This is a genomic window from Pseudarthrobacter sp. NPDC058196, assembly GCF_042882685.1.
Lineage (GTDB): Bacteria > Actinomycetota > Actinomycetes > Actinomycetales > Micrococcaceae > Arthrobacter.
In genome coordinates this window covers 209,552-224,601 of the sequence record NZ_JBHVVN010000011.1, presented here as the reverse complement: position 1 = coordinate 224,601, position 15,050 = coordinate 209,552, and the positions used below count along the sequence as shown (strand labels likewise).

Below are 15,050 nucleotides of genomic sequence, written 5' to 3'. Positions count from 1 at the left end.
GAGACCGCGATTTCCAGTCCGTCGTAGCCCCAGCCGGAGGCGAGGCGGGCGACTTCTTCGAAGGGCAGGTCGGCCCACTGGCCGGTGAACAGGGTGAAGGGGCGGGGCATGGGGGCTCCTTGGTGGTGGGGCGCTAGTGGCGCACGACGGTGAGGGTGCTTTTATTGGCTGCGGATTCCTCCACGGCGTCCAGGACGTACTGGACGTTCAGTCCTTCTTCGAACGACGGCGACGGCTGGGTTCCGTCCCGGACCGCCAGCAGGAAGTCGCGGACCTGGTGGGTGAAGGTGTGCTCCCAACCGATGATGTGGCCCTGTGGCCACCACGCTTCCAGGTAGGGGTGCTCGGGTTCATTGACCAGGATGCGGCGGAAACCCTGCTCCCGGACCGGGAGGGTGGCGTCCAGGAAGCCGAGCTCGTTGAGGTTTTCCAGGTCGAACAGGAGGCTGCCCTTCTCGCCGTACACCTCGATCTGGAGGGAGTTCTTCCGGCCGGTGGCCACCCGGGACACCTCCACTGAGGCCACCGCCCCGGAGGTGAGGGACAGCGTGGCCCAGGCGGCGTCGTCGACCGTTACCTCTTCGGTGCCCGCCGCGCCGGGGCGGCGGTCCACGAAGGTGTGCAGCCGGCCGCTGACCTCGCTGACCTGGTCGCCCAGCAGGAAAAGGACCTGGTCGATGGCGTGGCTGGCGATGTCCCCCAGCGCACCGGACCCGGCGGTTTCCTTCCGCAGCCGCCAGGTCATGGGGGCCTGGGCATCAGCGAGCCAGTCCTGCAGGTAGGCGGCGCGGACGTGCCGGACCGTGCCCAGCCGGCCCTCGGCGATCAGTTCTTTGGCCAGGGCCAGTGCCGGGACGCGCCGGTAGTTGAATCCGATCATCGACTGCACTCCCCGGGCACGTGCCTTGGCGGCCGCTGCCGTCATGAGTTCGGCCTCGGCCAACGTGTTGGCCAGGGGCTTCTCCACCAGCACGTGCTTGCCCGCCTCCAGCGCTGCGATCGCGATCTCGGCATGCATCCAGCCCGGCGCGCAGATGTCCACGATGTCGATGTCATCCCGTTCCATCACGGTGCGCCAGTCAGTGGCCGACTCCGCCCAGCCGTACGCGGCTGCTGCCTCGGCCACGGCGCTGGCGTCCCGGCCCACGAGGACCTTCTGCTCGAAGGCCGGGACGTCGAAGAAGCTGGCCACGTTCCGCCATGCGTTGGAGTGGGCCTTGCCCATGAAGGCATAACCGATCGCGGCGACCCCCAACGGGCCGGAGCCCTGGCGGGAAGCCGTGGTTTCGGAGGGGTCTGCGGGTGTGCTCATGATGCGTTCCTGCTGCCTGTCAGAGAGTGGCGGTTTCCGGAGCCCAGTCCTCCGGGATGGCGGAGGATGCCGGGGCTGAGCTTTCGACGTCGATGAACGTGCCGGCGTCGATGGACTCACTGATGGAAACCATGGTGTCCAGCACGTGGTACGCCAGGTCGCCGGTGGCGCGGTGCGGGACGCGGGCGCGGATGGACCGTGCCATGTCCAGGACGCCCATGCCGCGGCCGTTGGCGGGCCCGGTGGCCGGAACGGTGGTCCAGTCCTCGTCGCCGGCGCGCCAGAGCTTGATGTCTCCGGTGAAGTAGTTGGGGTCCGGCAGCGACAGGGTTGCTTCGGTGCCCGTGATCTCCACGAAGCCCATCCGGGTCCGGGGGGACTCGAAGGAGAAGACGCTGTGCGAGGAGGCGCCGGACTCGAACTGCGCCATGGCCGAGACGTGGGTGGGCACCTCGACGGTGAATTCCTCGCCGGCCTTGGGGCCGGATCCGATCACGCGGACATCCTTGGCCTTGGACCCGACGGCGGCCACCTTGCGGATGGAGCCGAACGCCTGGACCAGGGTGGTGAGGTAGTAGGGGCCCATGTCGAACAGCGGGCCGGCGCCGTGCTGGAAGAGGAACGCCGGGTTGGGGTGCCAGGATTCCGGGCCGGGGGTCTGGAACGTGGTCATCGCCGTCAGCGGGGTGCCGATGTCGCCGCGCTCGATCAGGCGCAGGGCGGTCTGTATTCCGGCACCAAGGAAGGTGTCCGGGGCGCAGCCCAGGCGGATACCGGCGGTGTCCGCCGTCTTGAGCAGGCCCAGTCCGGACTCGCGGTCCAGGGAGAAGGGCTTCTCGGTCCAGACGTGCTTTCCGGCGTTGACGGCGGCCGTGGCCACCTCCACGTGTGCTGCCGGGATGGTGAGGTTAACGATGATTTCGACGTCGGGGTGGTTCAGGGCCTTCTCCACCCCGCCCCACTCGGGGACACCGTACTCCTTGGCACGCGCCTCGGCGGCTTCCTCGAAGAGGTCCGCGATGACGTGGACCTTTAGGTCCGGGAACGCGGTGAGGTTGTCCAGGTACTGCTTGCTGATCACCCCGGCGCCGATCACGCCGACGCCCACAGGGCCCTTGCGGGAAGACTTTGCTGCGGGAGTGCTCATGCGTTGGCCCCCTCGGCTGCGGTGTTGCTGTTCAGGAAAGCGAGGCTTTCGGCGATGCCTTCGAAGATGTCACCGGCGTAGTCGTCGAACTCCACGACTCCCACTTCAAGCGACGTGGCCGCGGCGATCACGTCCATGACCGGCACTTTGCCCTGGCCTGCCGGCTGCTGGGCCTTGTTGTCCGTGGTGAGGGGGCCATCCTTGATGTGGATGAACTTCACCCGGTCACCCAGCTTCGCCAGGATGTCCACCGGGTCCTGGCCGCCAACGGCTACCCAGTACGTGTCCACTTCCAGGACAAGTTCCGGGTCCAGCAGCGATTCGAAGTATTCCAGCGCGGTGCGGCCGTCAATGATGGACTCGAGCTCCCAGGCGTGGTTGTGGTAGCCCACCCGGATGCCGTACTCGGCCCCCTTCCTGGCAGCCTGGTTAAGCTTTTCGGCGGTGGCTTGGATGTCTTCGGCCTTCTGCCAGTGCTCGGCAGGCAGGAACGGGTCAATGACCGTGCTGATACCCAGTTCCCTGGCCGCGGTGAAGATTTCGTCCTGGTCCTGGCTCATCAGCGGAGCGTGGCCGGAAGGTGCGGTGAGGCCGTTCTCTTTCAGGGCTGCGCCGAGTTCCTTGGCCGTGGCCACGAAGTTGTACGGCTCCACCTGGGTGAACCCAATGTCGGCAACCCTTTTGATGGTGCCGGGAAGGTCCTCGGAGATGGCGTTGCGGAGCGTGTAAAGCTGAAGCGAGTAGGACATGGGTTTCCTTAGCGGTGTGGTGGAGCGGTTTGAAGATTGTGGAGGTCAGCGGCCGGCGAGGGAGCCGCCGATGCCACCGACGCTGAAGTATTTGTTCAGGGCGGCGAACACGATGACGGGCGGGAGCATCATGACCACGGCCAGGGCCATGACTGAGGTCCAGTCTGTCGCGTTTTGCTGGAAGAAGGACTGCACGCCCATGGGAAGGGTGAAGATTTCGTTGGAGCGGAGGAAGACGATGGCCACGAGGTAGTCGTTCCAGGCCAGGAGGAAGGCGAAGATCGCGGTGGAGAGGACGCCGGGGAGGGAATTCCGGAGGACCACTTTGGTGAAGGATCCGAAGACGGAGCAGCCGTCGATCCAGGATGCTTCCTCGAGGCTGATGGGGATGGAGTCGAAGTATGCGGCCATCATCCAGGTGGCCACCGTCATGGTGGAACCGACGTAGATGATGGTCAGTCCCAGGAGGTTGTCCACCAGGCCCATCCCGGCGAACAGGATGAAGAGCGGCACCACGGAGGTGATGATGGGCAGCGACTGCATGACGAACAGGAGCAGGGAGTAGCCGGAGACGGCCTTGGACCGGCCGCGGGAGAGGACGTAGCCGGCGGGTGCGGCCACGGCCACCGATACCACCACGGTGGAGAGGGTGGTGACCAGGCTGTTCTTCAGCCAGGTGGCGGCGAGCGTCTTGGAGAAGACGTTGCCGAGGTTCTCGAAGGTCAGGCCGGTGGCGGTGCTGTTGGGGCCGGGGGTGAAGGCGAGCACGATGGTGACCATGATGGGCACCAGTACGATCGCGGTGATGATGAGGATGGCGATGAACCGCCACCAGCGGCCGCGCTGGCCGGCTTCGGAGAGTACCCGGCGGGTGTTGCCTGCCTGGCCGACGCCGAGGGCCGGGCCGGACTGGGGATGGGCGTGGACTGCTGCGCTCATTATTCGACACTCGACTTTCGGATCTGGCGGTACAGGATGACCGAGATGACCACCAGGGTCATGGTCATGAGGAAGGCGATGGCCACACCGGGGCCGGTGGCGAAGTCCTGGAACACTGTCCGGTAGGCCAGGACCACCAGTGAGGTGGTGGCGTTGACCGGGCCGCCGCCGGTGAGCAGGTAGATGGTGGGGAAGTCGTTGACGCAGAAGATGGTCATCAGGATCCAGCTGATGTAGGTGGAGCGGGCGATCAGCGGCAGGGTGATCTGGGTGAATTGCTGCCAGCGGCTGGCGCCGTCCATGCTGGCGGCCTCGTACACGGTGGTGTCCACCGAGGCCAGGGCGGCGGAGATCATCATCATCATGAACGGGAAGCTGACCCAGACTTTGAAGGCCATCACGGTGATGGAAGCCAGGGTGGGGTCTGCCAGGAACAGCGGGGTGCCCAGGCCAAGGTTCCGGAACAGTGCGGGAATCAGGCTGTCCGGGGTGGCCACCAGCCAGTTCCAGGCGGTGGAGGACACCACGATCGGCACCACCCAGGGCAGGAGCAGCAGGACCTTGAAGGTGTTGCCGGCGGGGATCTTGGTGCGCAGGAGCAGCGCGAGGCCCAGCCCCACAAGCCACGATCCGAACACGCCGACGATGGTGAACCAGAGGGTGAACTGGGCGGCTTTCCAGAACGCCGGCGAGGTCAGGACGGTGGAGAAGTTCTGGACGCCGACGAAGTTGCCGGTTTGGAGCAGGTCTCCGTCGTGCGTGGCCTGGACCGCGGCGTAGATCAGCGGGTAGCCGTGGATCAGGACCAGGAGGACCACAGAGGGGAGCAGGAGCCAGAAGAAGGTCCTGGTGGCCTGGGCCGAGAGCTTGCTCTTGCGTTTGCCGGGGGCGGTCCCGGACCCGCCGGGGGCAACCCCGCGGCGGGCCCGGGCCAGGCCGGATTGTGCAGTGGTGGAGGACATGGCGGGCGCTTACTTCTTCAGGACGGACTCGAGGCCGGACTGGAAGGTCTGCAGGGCGGTCTTGGCGTCGGCCTTTCCGGTGATGATGGTCTGGCTGAACTGGTTCAGGGCCTGGCCACCGTCGAGGGCGGCAAGGTTGGCGTTCAGCTTGCTGCCCTGGGAGGCGAAGGTCTTGGCGATCGGCTGCCAGTCCTTGACGATCTTGACGTTGTTGGGATCGCCCGCGAACTCGGGCATCTCCGTGATGGATTTGAAGACCGGCAGGGCGGACATGAGCTTCTTCTGCCACAGCTGCTTGAGCTGGCCCAGGTAGTACACCAGGAACTCCTCGGAGGCGTCCTGGGACGGGGTGTTGGTGTACATCATGATGTTGTTCGGGAACACGATCGTTGCCTTGTCCCCGTGCGGGCCCTTGATCGGGTCAGCCACCAGGAGGTCGCCGGAGGTGTCGCCCACGCGCTGCGGAACGTTCACCTGGAACAGGCCGTAGCCTGCCTTGCCGTCCTTCCACTGGGCTGACATGTTGTCGGTGGTGTAGCTGACCGCGGCGGGGTCCACGATGCCGTTGGACACCAGCTCCAGGACGAACTCCATGGCCTCGACGTTGCGGTCGTTCATCAGGTCCAGCTGGCCGTCCTTGTTGAACACGCCGCCGCCGTTGTTGACCATCATCATGATCATGGAGTGGTTGGCGTAGTTGTTGCCCGCACCTGCACCGGTGGTGAAGCCGAAAGCGCCGACCTTCTTCAGGGCCTTGCCGGCTTCAAGGAGGGACGGCCAGTCCGTGGGCAGGGCAACGTTTGCCTTCTCGAAGAGCGACTTGCGGTACCAGAAGACGCGCATGTCCAGCTGCCAGGGAACAGCCACATAGCCCTTGTCCGACTTGAACGGGTCCAGCACGCCGGGCAGGAAGTCGTCGAACTGGCCGTTCGCCTTCAGCTTGTCGATCACCTTGTCCGCATAGGCGATCTGGCCCTGCTGCTCGAACTGGAAGGCCTGGAAGCCGCCGCCGGTGGAAACCGCGGGACCGGTCTTCGAGGCAATCGCGGAGGAGAAGGTCTGGTAGAAGTTGTTCCACTGGATGATCTGGTAGCTGGCCTTGCTGCCGTTGGCACCGGAGAAGCCCTCGGCGACGCTCTTGGCGGCATCGTTGTAGGCCGGCGTGGCCCAGGGCATGTCCCAGAACTTGACGGTCGCGCCGGCCCCGCCTCCGCCGCCCTGCGATGCCGAGCCGCCGCCGCAGGCTGCCAACAGCGGTACGGAGGCAGCGGCTGCCGTCAGGCCCAGGAAGCCGCGGCGGGAGAAGGAGCGGCGTGGTTCGGAAGAAGCATTCATGGTGTGTCCTTTCGGGACCGTCGGGCGCAGTGTGCCGTTGGTACGGTCCTGCTCATCGTTGAGAGTGGAGGTGGGACTGGGCTGCTGTGTTCTGTTGCGTATCTAGGGGCTGGTTACGTGGCGGTAAGGGTTGCGTAGAGGTCGGTCAGCCGGGCGAACCCGGCCAGATCGTCCGGCCTGGTGCCGGCGCTGAGGTGCTCCTTCAGGCGCCGCCACGCAAACCGGTGGGCTGATTCATACAGGGTGGGAAGCAGGAGCTCGCCGTGCGGCCCGGTGACCCGGACCTTCGCAGGCCATGCGGCGTCCGGATCGGGGACCTGGACGGCAACCCCGCCGTCGGCGGTGTAAAGGCGGATGTCGACGCCGGCGGGCCGGCCGGCGGTAAGCACGCCCTGGGCGGTGAACGGCGCACCGTTCGCGAGCCTGCCGCTGGCCGTGTAACCGGCGGCGTCTTGGCGCAGGACGGCCACGCCGTCCAGTCGGCCGGTGACGGCAAGCAAGGCGGCGAGGTGGTCGCTGAGGAGTTGCCGTGGATCGGTGCCGGGCGCCGCCGTCGCCACGCTGTCCAGCAGCGAGGCGGTGCCCAGCCCGCTGCGCACTGCGCCACGGGCATCCGGGCCGGAAACCTCGGCGACCAGGGCCGGGTTCGCGGCCCAGCGGAGGTCGAGGACGACGACGGCCCCTGCGGCGTCTGCCGCAGCCGCAAGTTCCGAGGTGTCCTCGGGCACGGGGTTGGCCACCACAATGCCGCGGGCCCCTGCCTGCACGGCGCCGGCGGCTTCGGCGGCCCAGCCGCTGCTGCCCGCGACCACCAGCACGTCGGCCGGGCCGGATTGGCCGGCCGGGGTGGGGCCAAACGTTGCAGGCAGCGATGCCACGGTCTGGGTGACCGCGCCTGCCTCCCGGGCGGCGGGCGTGGCCTGCACCGTGAAGCGGGCGCTCATGCGGAAACTCCTGCCGTGTCCGCTGCGACCGCATGGTCCCGGGCGGCGCTTTCCACCGTGGCCTCGGCGATGGCCAGGGCGAACGTGAGGTCGTCGATCAGGGTTTGGGCGGGCGGGGCCTGCCGGGTTCCGTTGGCGAGTCCGGCAAGTTCGCGCCACTCGCCCTCGTAGCCGTTGTGGCCGTACGGGCCGAAGCTGGTGGTTTCGCTGCCGCCATTGCGGGTGAAGGTGGCTACTGCGGAACCGGCCTGGACGTAGGAGGGCGTGAAGTCGATCCGCAGCGCGGAATCGTCGGCGATGGCCTCGAAGGTCCATTCGGGCTTCCAGGTGCCGTTCATGACGGCCCGCAGCTCAATGACGCGGGACGGGGTTCGGAGCGAGACGGCGTAGCCGAACGGTCGGACGTGCCGGGCCTGCAGGACTTCGACGTGCTCGAAATCGGGCGTGAACCGGCGCACCAGCGGAAGGTCGTGGATGGCCAGGCCCATGATCCCGCCCTGGAGGGCGGCTTTGATGACCTCGATGTCCGAGTAGTCCGGCCGGCCGGCGGCGGGGCGGGTGAGGATTTCCGTGGCGAAGTCCTCGAAGCGGGCGTTCGGTGGCAGGACGATGGAGGAGCGGATGGTGTGGGCCGTTTCGGGGAGGTTGCCCCAATTCTGTTCCGCTGCGAGCCAGCCGGGATCAAAGGTGTGCATGGCGCCGACGACGATCGGAACCCCTGTTTCGGTGCTGACCGCCGAGATGCGGGTGGCTTCCTCGGCGTTCATGGCGAACGGCTTTTCGCAGAGGACAGCCTTCTTTCCGGCCCTGCAGGCGGCGATGACCTGGTCCGCGTGGAACTGGTGGGGGCTGCAGATCGCGACGATGTCCACGGCCGGATCGCCCAGCAGCTCGTCCACGCTCGTGCTGGACGTTGCCCCGACGCGCGCCGCCACGGAAGAGCCAACTGCTGCGTCGACATCCATGATGTGCCGTACCTCAAGGACATCGCGAAGCCGGGCCAGGGCGGGAAGGTGGATGGCCTGGGTGACCGGTCCTGCCCCCAGGATTCCAACCCCCAGGGGCCGGTCTGCCGGTGCGGTGTGATGGGACAAGTTCAATTACCTCTTCGTAAGCGGACTCTGGAGTGCTGGGATCACCGTGGTGGATACCAGCCATCGGATTCACGAATGTGCCCTGAGTCACAACGTAGAGCTACTTTTGACGCGAGTCAAGCAAAAGTTGCTTGTTTCTCGTTATTCTTCTGGTGTGGTGACAGCACTAAGTAAGAGTGTTATGACTTAGGGCATGACTTCTTCACCCGTCGGGAAACAGCTCGGAAAAGAATCCGACGCCGGCAGCCTGTCGCGGGCGGGGGACCTGTTCCAGCTGCTGCGGGACGGCAGGGCCCGTACCCGTGCCGAGTTGGCCCTGAGCACGGGCCTCGCCCGTTCCACGGTTGCCTCCCGGATCGACGCGCTCATGCTCTCCGGCCTCGTGGGACCCGCCGGCGAGGCACTCTCCAGCGGCGGGAGGCCGCCGTCGCGCTTTGCCTTCAACCCGTCCGCCCGCCTGGTCCTGGCCGTCGACGTCGGTGCCACGCACGTGATTGTCGCGGTCACCGACCTTGGCGGGACAATCCTCGCCGAGCACCGGCTGGCCCAGCAGGTGGCTGACGGGCCGGAAGCTGTGCTGGACCAGGTGGTGGCGCAGGGCAAGGAACTGCTGGCGTCAGCGGGACGCAGCGTCAACGAACTCGCGGGGATTGGCATCGGACTCCCGGGGCCCGTGGAACACGACACCGGAAAACCGGTGAAGCCGCCCATCATGCCTGGCTGGGACGGGTTCGACGTGGTCAGCTACGTCCAGCGGTCCCTGCCCGTCCATGTGCTCGTTGACAACGACGTGAACATCATGGCGCTGGGGGAGCAGTCCGCCCACTGGCCCGAGCACAACAACTTCTTCTTCGTGAAGGTGGCCACCGGCATCGGCTCCGGCATCATCAGCAACGGGGAGCTGCAGCGCGGCGCGAACGGCACGGCGGGCGACCTTGGCCACGTCCAGGTTGCCCGGGGCGCCGAGGTCCTGTGTGCCTGTGGAAACTACGGGTGCCTTGAGGCACTCGCGTCCGGGCCCGCCGTCGCACGTTCCCTCCGGGACCAGGGCGTGGACGTGGCCAGGGGCGCGGATGTGATCCGGCTCGCCGCCGACGGCAACCTGCAGGCCATCCAGGCGCTGCGGCAGGCGGGCCGGGACATCGGTGAGGTGCTGGCCACCGCGGTGAACCTGCTCAATCCGTCCGTCATCGTGGTCGGCGGCAGCTTCGGCGAAACGGGCGAGCACCTGGTGGCGGGAATCCGTGAGGTGGTGTACCGGCGCTCCCCGCCGCTGGCCACCTCGCACCTGCGCATCAATGTCTCCCGGGCAGGCGACCAGGCGGCTGTCCTCGGGGCGAGCCAGCTGGTCACCCAGTACGTCCTCTCGCCGGCCATCATCGAAGCCACGCTTGCGGGCGCGATCGCCGGGTAGCAAAGGGCAGCGCCGGAAAGAATCCTCCGGCGCCGCCCGGCGCCCCGTTAATCCTCGGCGTCCGGCTCCGGTGCCTCGGTGAGGAGCAGCGCCGTCCCCTGGTAGGCCGGCAGTTCGAGGAAGAAACTGTGCAGGTCATCCACCTGCCCCACCGTCTCGCCGCTGAAGAGGTCCTTGACGTTGGCCCCGGAGGGCAGCTCATTGGACTGGATGCTGCCGGCGATGTCCTGCCCTGAGAAGTTGAGCGCCGTGACCTGCAGGGAGCCGTCCTGGAGCCGGTTGACCAGCACCAGTGCCCCGCGGTTGGAGACCTCGGGGACATCGAGCAGCGTGCCCGTGGCAATCCCGTTGTCCTCGCGGACGGCAAGGATCCGCTGCAGCCGCCGCGCGAACGAGTTCGAATCCTGCAACTGCTCCGGCAGCGTGCCGTAGAGGCTGCGGGCCCGCGGCATACCGGACGACGACGTGGTGGCGTCCGGGCTGGTCCCCATGAGGTCGTGCGCGCCGCGGTTGATCCAGCGGGTGTCGCCCTGCGAGGTGAGCTCCCGGACACTGCTCCGATCCAGTGCCAGGATGCCCGTGAGGTCCCAGCCCGAGAGGGCAAAGACTCCCGGCTGCAGCGCGTTGTACATGGACAGGAGGATGTGGACGTCCCGGATCTGTGACTCCTGCTCGGGGGTCACGGCGGCGGGGTCCTGGATACCCAGGGCGGCCATGATGAAGCTGACTGTGGTGCAGGCGATGCCGTTGGTGGTGAAGACGGCGTTGTAGGGTCCGTTCTCGCCGGTCAGCCGTTCCCGCAGGGTCTGCTGGACCTGCTCCGCGAGCTGCGCGCCGGTGAGTTCCTCACCGTTGAGTTCGAATATCTCGTCCCGGTGCCCGGCAGCGAAGTGCAGGAGCTCGTAGGTCAGCTCGTCATGGTTCTGCAGGGCATGGACCAGGGAAGCCTGGTCCACCCCGATCTCCATGGACAGGCGGAGCGTCAGCCGCAGGAATTCGGTGTCCGCCGTGACAAGGGCGTAGTGGTACGCGGGCCGGGTGATGAAGTCGTAGGAAAGGTCGGGACCCGATTCGGAGGTTGCCTTGATGTCGTCGATGGTGAGGTTCAGTTCCTGGAAGGAGAACCCGCCAACCTTGCGGATCATGGAGCCGATCAGCTGGTTGGCGGCCTCGGACAGCGGGTGCCCCTCGGACCAGCCGGGCTGTTCCTCGGCGCTTTTTTCGACGCCCAGGAACCCGTTGGCGTCAAGGCGGAGCGCCCCGGTGCCCAGGTCCACCAGCGAGTGCAGGGCGTCGCCCACCACCAGCCGCATGCCCGCGAAAGTCGGGTCCAGCCAGTTGATGGAGGGCTGCCCGGCCTTGAAGTAGTGCAGGTAGACCCAGCGGCGGGTCTTTCCGGTGGTGTCCACGATGGGCCGGGTGGCGCTCCAGTTGGTTTCCTTCACCCCGGGTTCGTAGAAGATGACGCGCTGCAGCCTGCCGATGATGTAGCCGGCTTTCTGCAGCGCCTGTTCCGAATCAGGGCTGAGGTTGACCGAATCCGCCCCTTCCGGGACATCGGGCAGGAGGTTCCAGTCCTCCTCCGGAATGTCCACCATGTGGTAGATCCCGGGGTAGTCGCGGAAGTTCATTTCGGCCAGCCGGAAGTCGGCGCCCTTGCCGGTGTGGCCCGGAACGATGTCGTCAATGACCGTGCCGCCGTGCTCCGCGGCGACCTCGCACATGCTCCGGAACTCTTCTTCGGTGCCGAACACCGGATCGATCGCCATGCTGATCCGGTCGAAGTGCCCGTCCACGCTGGGCGTGTGCGACCAGCCGCTGATGCCGCCGGCCAGTTTCACCGGCCCGGTGTGGATGCCGCGGATGCCGATTTCACGGAAGGCTTCCCACATGGCCTCGTCTCCCAGGGCGGACAGGAACGACCGGCCCGGCTCGGTGATGAAGGACAGCGGGTAGGCGGTGAACCAGACGGGGGCGCGTTCGACGGCGGCCCGGGGGTTCGGATGCGCGTACGAGTTCTGCCACATGCTGGCCTGGCCGGACAACTGCCGGGCCAGGACATTGGCGTCACCGAGCATGGCCTGGTTGCGCAGCCATTCCACGTAGGCGGCGTTCCGTCCGTCGAATTCGAAGGAGGGCCTGTTGCCCACGAATTGGCGCCGCCGCGCGACGGGCCGCAGCGCCTTTGGCCGGGCGGCGAAGAACTGTTCGTCGAAAGTGACTTCCAGGTCCGCTGCCGGCTCCGTGGCGGCCGCCTCCCCTTCCCCGACTCCGGCGGTGTTATCCGCATCCGAAACGCGCTCGCTGGTCCCCGGCTCCCGCATAAGCTCCTCTTTCCACTGCTCGTCTCCGTGCTGGCATGGATGCTCCAAAGCCCCTTGCCCGTGGAAAGGTACCCAGCCGGACAGGGAGTATTCGGAGTTCCCTCTCCCGATGCTACTGGGCGGCGCAACCGGTGGACTGGACAAACGTGCCCGGCTTAGCGGAAGCCCCGCCCGAGCTGTCGGCCGATGTCCCGGCCGATCCGGGTGAGCAGGGCGGCGGACAGCACGGGGTCCTTGGCGGAATCCCGGTTGGTGTAGTCGGCCAGGGCGTAGACCTGCGCCAGGGACAGGTCCGCCCAGCGTTCCCGGGGGAGCAGGGAGCGGCCGGCCACGGCGATGAGGGTGCGGGTGCCGGAGCGCCGGGCCACCGCGGCGGGCAGCTTGCCGGCGAGGGTCTGCGCGTCGATGCTGCCTTCGCCCGTGATGACGACGTCGCAGCCATCCTTGCGGGCATCGAAGTCCAGCAGGTCAAGGAAGAAGTCCGCTCCGGAGACCTGGCGCGCGCCCAGGAGCAGGCAGGCGAACCCGATTCCCCCGGCGCTGCCGGCTCCGTCATGCCGTGCCAGCCCGGCCGCGGCGCCAAACCCGGCGTCCGCCATCCTGCCAACGAAGTGTTCCAGTCCGGCGTCGAGGGCGGCGACATCCGCCGGGCCGGCGCCTTTTTGCGGCCCGAAGACGGCCGCAGCCCCGGCTGGTCCGGTCAGGGGATTGGAGACGTCGCTGGCGACCACCAGTTCCGTCCCTGCCAGGCCCGGCGGGAGGGAACCTCGGACGGCGTGGATCCGGCCGAGTGCCTGGCCGGTCCCCGGCAGTTCCGTGCCGTCGGCTGCGAGGAAGGTGTATCCCAGGGCGGACAGCATTCCCATGCCGCCGTCGGTGCTGGCGCTGCCACCCAGAGCCAGCACAATCCGCGCGGGCGAGAGGCCCAGGGCGAACCGGACCGCCTCACCGAAACCGCGGCTGGACGCGTTGAGGGCGTCGAGGCCGCCGTCCGCCAGGAGTGCGATCCCGCAGGTGTTGGCGACCTCCACGACGGCGGTGGCGCCGTCGAAGGCGATGGACGACTGGACCGTTTGCCCCGTGGGGCCGGTGACGGAGCAGGTGTGCCGGGCGAAACCGGCCGAGACAGCGGCGTCCACGCTGCCGTCCCCGCCGTCGGCCAGCGGCAGCAGCTCGCATTCGATGGTCCGGGCCGCCACGGCGGTGGACCGGAGCCCAGCCGCCAAGGCTTGCGCCACTTCGCCTGCGGTGAGGCTGCCCTTGAATTTGTCGGGTGCGATCAGGGCCCGGACCGTGGTGGTGTCGGCGGGCATGTCAGGCGGTTTCGGAGTAGGCGGGGCGGCGGGCGGCAGGCAGGGAAGGCTCGACGCCGGTGGTGCCTTCCTGGAAGGCCGGCTCCTTGTGGGGGGCGCCGGCACCGTCGGCGGCCTCAAGGGGGCCCGGCGCCAGGGCGGGAAGCGGGTCCACGGCTTCGCCGGCGAAGACGCGGCGCACACGGTCGGCGTCGAGGGTGCGGTCCCACCAGGCGATGAACAGGGTGGCCACCGCGTTGCCGGTGAAGTTGACCAGGGCCCGGCATTCGGACATGAACTTGTCGATGCCGAAGATCAGCATGATTCCGGCGGCGGGGATGGTGCCGATGGTGGCCAGGGTGGCGGTGAGGGCGATGAAGCCGCCGCCGGCGACTCCTGCCGCGCCCTTGGAGGTGAGCAGCATGACCGCGAGCAGGCCCAGCTGCTGGCCGATGCTCAGGTGGGTGTTGGTGGCCTGGGCAATGTAGAGGGCGGCCAGGGACAGGTAGATGGCGGCGCCGTCCAGGTTGAAGCTGTAGCCGGTGGGGACCACCAGGCCGACCGTTTCCTTCTTGACGCCGGCGTTCTCGAGCTTGCGCATCAGGCCTGGGAGGGCGGGCTCGGCGGTGGAGGTGCCCAGGATGAGCATGTATTCCTCCTTGAGGTGCCGGATCATGCTGAAGATGTTCAGCTTCAGGAACGCCATGACCGAGCCGAGGACCACCATGACGAACAGGATGGACGTGGCGTAGAACAGTGCGATCAGGCCGCCCATGCTGGTGAGCGATGAGACGCCGTACTTGCCCACGGCAAAGGCCATGGCGCCGAAGGCTCCCAGGGGCGCGGCCTTCATGATGAAGCCGAGGATCTTGAACATGACCCCGGTGAGTCGCTGCACGCCGTCCAGGACCGGGGCGCCCACCTTGCCCATGGCATTCAGGGCGATCCCGAAGACCACCGCAATGAAGATGATTTGCAGGATGTCGCCTGCCACGAAGGGCTGGACCACGCTGGTGGGAATAATGTTGGTGATGAACTGCCACCATTCCTGGTGCTGGCCCGCATCGATCAGCTTGGCGGCCGAATCTGACGTCTTGATGCCGCCGGGATCGGCGTTCACGCCTTCGCCGAGCCGGAAGACGTTGATGGCCACCAGGCCGAATGCCAGGGCGCAGATGGTGCCGGCCTGGAAGTAGGTCAGCGCCTTCAGTCCGGTCATGCCCACCTTCTTCAGGTCCGCCACGCTGGCGATGCCGCCGACGATCGTGAGGAACACGATGGGCCCGATGAGCATCTTCATCGCGTTTACGAAGGTGGTGCCGATCGGTTCCATGGCAATACCCGCTGCCGGGGCCAGCCAGCCGACCAGGATGCCGATGACGATCGCTGTCAGTACCCAAAAGTAGAGTTGCCGGTACCAGCGGGGTTTGGGGGCCGGCGTCGCGTTGCCGGCGGTGTTGATGTGGTCCATGATTCCTACCTCGTTGTTGGAATATCGCTGGAGGATGTGTTGGGGAAAGGATTGCTGCGGGGTGGGA

The 15,050-nt window shown here is 67.1% G+C and carries 12 protein-coding genes and 1 pseudogene; 1 reads left to right on the top strand and 12 read right to left on the bottom strand.

From position 1 onward, the window contains the following. The 9 genes and pseudogenes from ACFVVC_RS17095 to ACFVVC_RS17055 all read right to left on the bottom strand — a co-directional run. Nucleotides 1-110 (bottom strand): annotated as a pseudogene (locus tag ACFVVC_RS17095) (sugar phosphate isomerase/epimerase); the annotation flags it as partial. A 23-nt stretch (nucleotides 111-133) separates the two neighbouring features. After that, entirely contained in the window at nucleotides 134-1,312 is a 1,179-nt protein-coding gene (locus tag ACFVVC_RS17090; RefSeq protein WP_387455866.1) for a Gfo/Idh/MocA family protein, read from the bottom strand. 19 nt (nucleotides 1,313-1,331) lie between these two features. Next, on the bottom strand, nucleotides 1,332-2,459 hold the full coding sequence (locus ACFVVC_RS17085) for a Gfo/Idh/MocA family protein (protein WP_387455863.1): 1,128 nt from the start codon (nucleotides 2,457-2,459) through the stop codon (nucleotides 1,332-1,334). Further along, nucleotides 2,456-3,208, bottom strand: a complete 753-nt coding sequence (locus ACFVVC_RS17080) for a sugar phosphate isomerase/epimerase family protein (protein ID WP_387455861.1) — start codon at nucleotides 3,206-3,208, stop codon at nucleotides 2,456-2,458. Before ACFVVC_RS17080 ends, ACFVVC_RS17085 begins: the two co-directional genes overlap by 4 nt. A 45-nt stretch (nucleotides 3,209-3,253) precedes the next feature. After that, nucleotides 3,254-4,147 carry a carbohydrate ABC transporter permease gene (locus ACFVVC_RS17075; protein ID WP_387455858.1) on the bottom strand — a complete coding sequence of 298 codons (894 nt, stop codon included), beginning with the start codon at nucleotides 4,145-4,147 and terminating at the stop codon, nucleotides 3,254-3,256. After that, nucleotides 4,147-5,109, bottom strand: a complete 963-nt coding sequence (locus tag ACFVVC_RS17070; RefSeq protein ID WP_387455855.1) for a carbohydrate ABC transporter permease — start codon at nucleotides 5,107-5,109, stop codon at nucleotides 4,147-4,149. Before ACFVVC_RS17070 ends, ACFVVC_RS17075 begins: the two co-directional genes overlap by 1 nt. A gap of 9 nt (nucleotides 5,110-5,118) precedes the next feature. Beyond that, nucleotides 5,119-6,444, bottom strand: a complete 1,326-nt coding sequence (locus ACFVVC_RS17065; protein ID WP_387455852.1) for an ABC transporter substrate-binding protein — start codon at nucleotides 6,442-6,444, stop codon at nucleotides 5,119-5,121. Nucleotides 6,445-6,557: 113 nt separating this feature from the next. Beyond that, entirely contained in the window at nucleotides 6,558-7,388 is an 831-nt protein-coding gene (locus ACFVVC_RS17060) for a hypothetical protein (RefSeq protein WP_387455849.1), read from the bottom strand. Continuing rightward, complete coding sequence (locus ACFVVC_RS17055; RefSeq protein ID WP_387455847.1) at nucleotides 7,385-8,482, bottom strand: Gfo/Idh/MocA family protein; 1,098 nt, start codon at nucleotides 8,480-8,482, stop codon at nucleotides 7,385-7,387. The genes ACFVVC_RS17060 and ACFVVC_RS17055 overlap by 4 nt, the downstream gene beginning before the upstream one ends. 193 nt (nucleotides 8,483-8,675) lie before the next feature. On the opposite strand from ACFVVC_RS17055, the gene ACFVVC_RS17050 reads away from it, so the two are divergent. Next, nucleotides 8,676-9,896: an ROK family transcriptional regulator gene (locus ACFVVC_RS17050; RefSeq protein WP_387455844.1), complete on the top strand. Its 1,221-nt coding sequence runs from the start codon at nucleotides 8,676-8,678 to the stop codon at nucleotides 9,894-9,896. 47 nt (nucleotides 9,897-9,943) lie between these two features. On the opposite strand, the gene treS is transcribed toward ACFVVC_RS17050, so the two are convergent. From treS to dctA, 3 genes are all read right to left on the bottom strand, one after another. After that, entirely contained in the window at nucleotides 9,944-12,220 is a 2,277-nt protein-coding gene (gene treS, locus ACFVVC_RS17045; RefSeq protein ID WP_387455841.1) for a maltose alpha-D-glucosyltransferase, read from the bottom strand. A 155-nt stretch (nucleotides 12,221-12,375) separates the two neighbouring features. Further along, nucleotides 12,376-13,533 carry a glycerate kinase gene (locus tag ACFVVC_RS17040; RefSeq protein ID WP_387455838.1) on the bottom strand — a complete coding sequence of 386 codons (1,158 nt, stop codon included), beginning with the start codon at nucleotides 13,531-13,533 and terminating at the stop codon, nucleotides 12,376-12,378. A 1-nt stretch (nucleotide 13,534) separates the two neighbouring features. Next, the gene (dctA, locus tag ACFVVC_RS17035) at nucleotides 13,535-14,983 is read right to left on the bottom strand and encodes a C4-dicarboxylate transporter DctA (RefSeq protein WP_387455835.1); all 1,449 of its coding nucleotides are present in this window, start codon (nucleotides 14,981-14,983) and stop codon (nucleotides 13,535-13,537) included. Nucleotides 14,984-15,050: the final 67 nt, after the last annotated feature.

What these genes read in the sequence shown, in the direction of transcription:
- treS (WP_387455841.1), bottom strand. Translation starts at nt 12,220, where the DNA reads ATGCGGGAGCCGGGGACCAGCGAGCGCGTTTCGGATGCGGATAACACC.
- dctA (WP_387455835.1), bottom strand. Translation starts at nt 14,983, where the DNA reads ATGGACCACATCAACACCGCCGGCAACGCGACGCCGGCCCCCAAACCC.
- ACFVVC_RS17040 (WP_387455838.1), bottom strand. Translation starts at nt 13,533, where the DNA reads ATGCCCGCCGACACCACCACGGTCCGGGCCCTGATCGCACCCGACAAA.
- ACFVVC_RS17070 (WP_387455855.1), bottom strand. Translation starts at nt 5,109, where the DNA reads ATGTCCTCCACCACTGCACAATCCGGCCTGGCCCGGGCCCGCCGCGGG.
- ACFVVC_RS17090 (WP_387455866.1), bottom strand. Translation starts at nt 1,312, where the DNA reads ATGAGCACACCCGCAGACCCCTCCGAAACCACGGCTTCCCGCCAGGGC.
- ACFVVC_RS17080 (WP_387455861.1), bottom strand. Translation starts at nt 3,208, where the DNA reads ATGTCCTACTCGCTTCAGCTTTACACGCTCCGCAACGCCATCTCCGAG.
- ACFVVC_RS17060 (WP_387455849.1), bottom strand. Translation starts at nt 7,388, where the DNA reads ATGAGCGCCCGCTTCACGGTGCAGGCCACGCCCGCCGCCCGGGAGGCA.
- ACFVVC_RS17065 (WP_387455852.1), bottom strand. Translation starts at nt 6,444, where the DNA reads ATGAATGCTTCTTCCGAACCACGCCGCTCCTTCTCCCGCCGCGGCTTC.
- ACFVVC_RS17085 (WP_387455863.1), bottom strand. Translation starts at nt 2,459, where the DNA reads ATGAGCACTCCCGCAGCAAAGTCTTCCCGCAAGGGCCCTGTGGGCGTC.
- ACFVVC_RS17050 (WP_387455844.1), top strand. Translation starts at nt 8,676, where the DNA reads ATGACTTCTTCACCCGTCGGGAAACAGCTCGGAAAAGAATCCGACGCC.
- ACFVVC_RS17075 (WP_387455858.1), bottom strand. Translation starts at nt 4,147, where the DNA reads ATGAGCGCAGCAGTCCACGCCCATCCCCAGTCCGGCCCGGCCCTCGGC.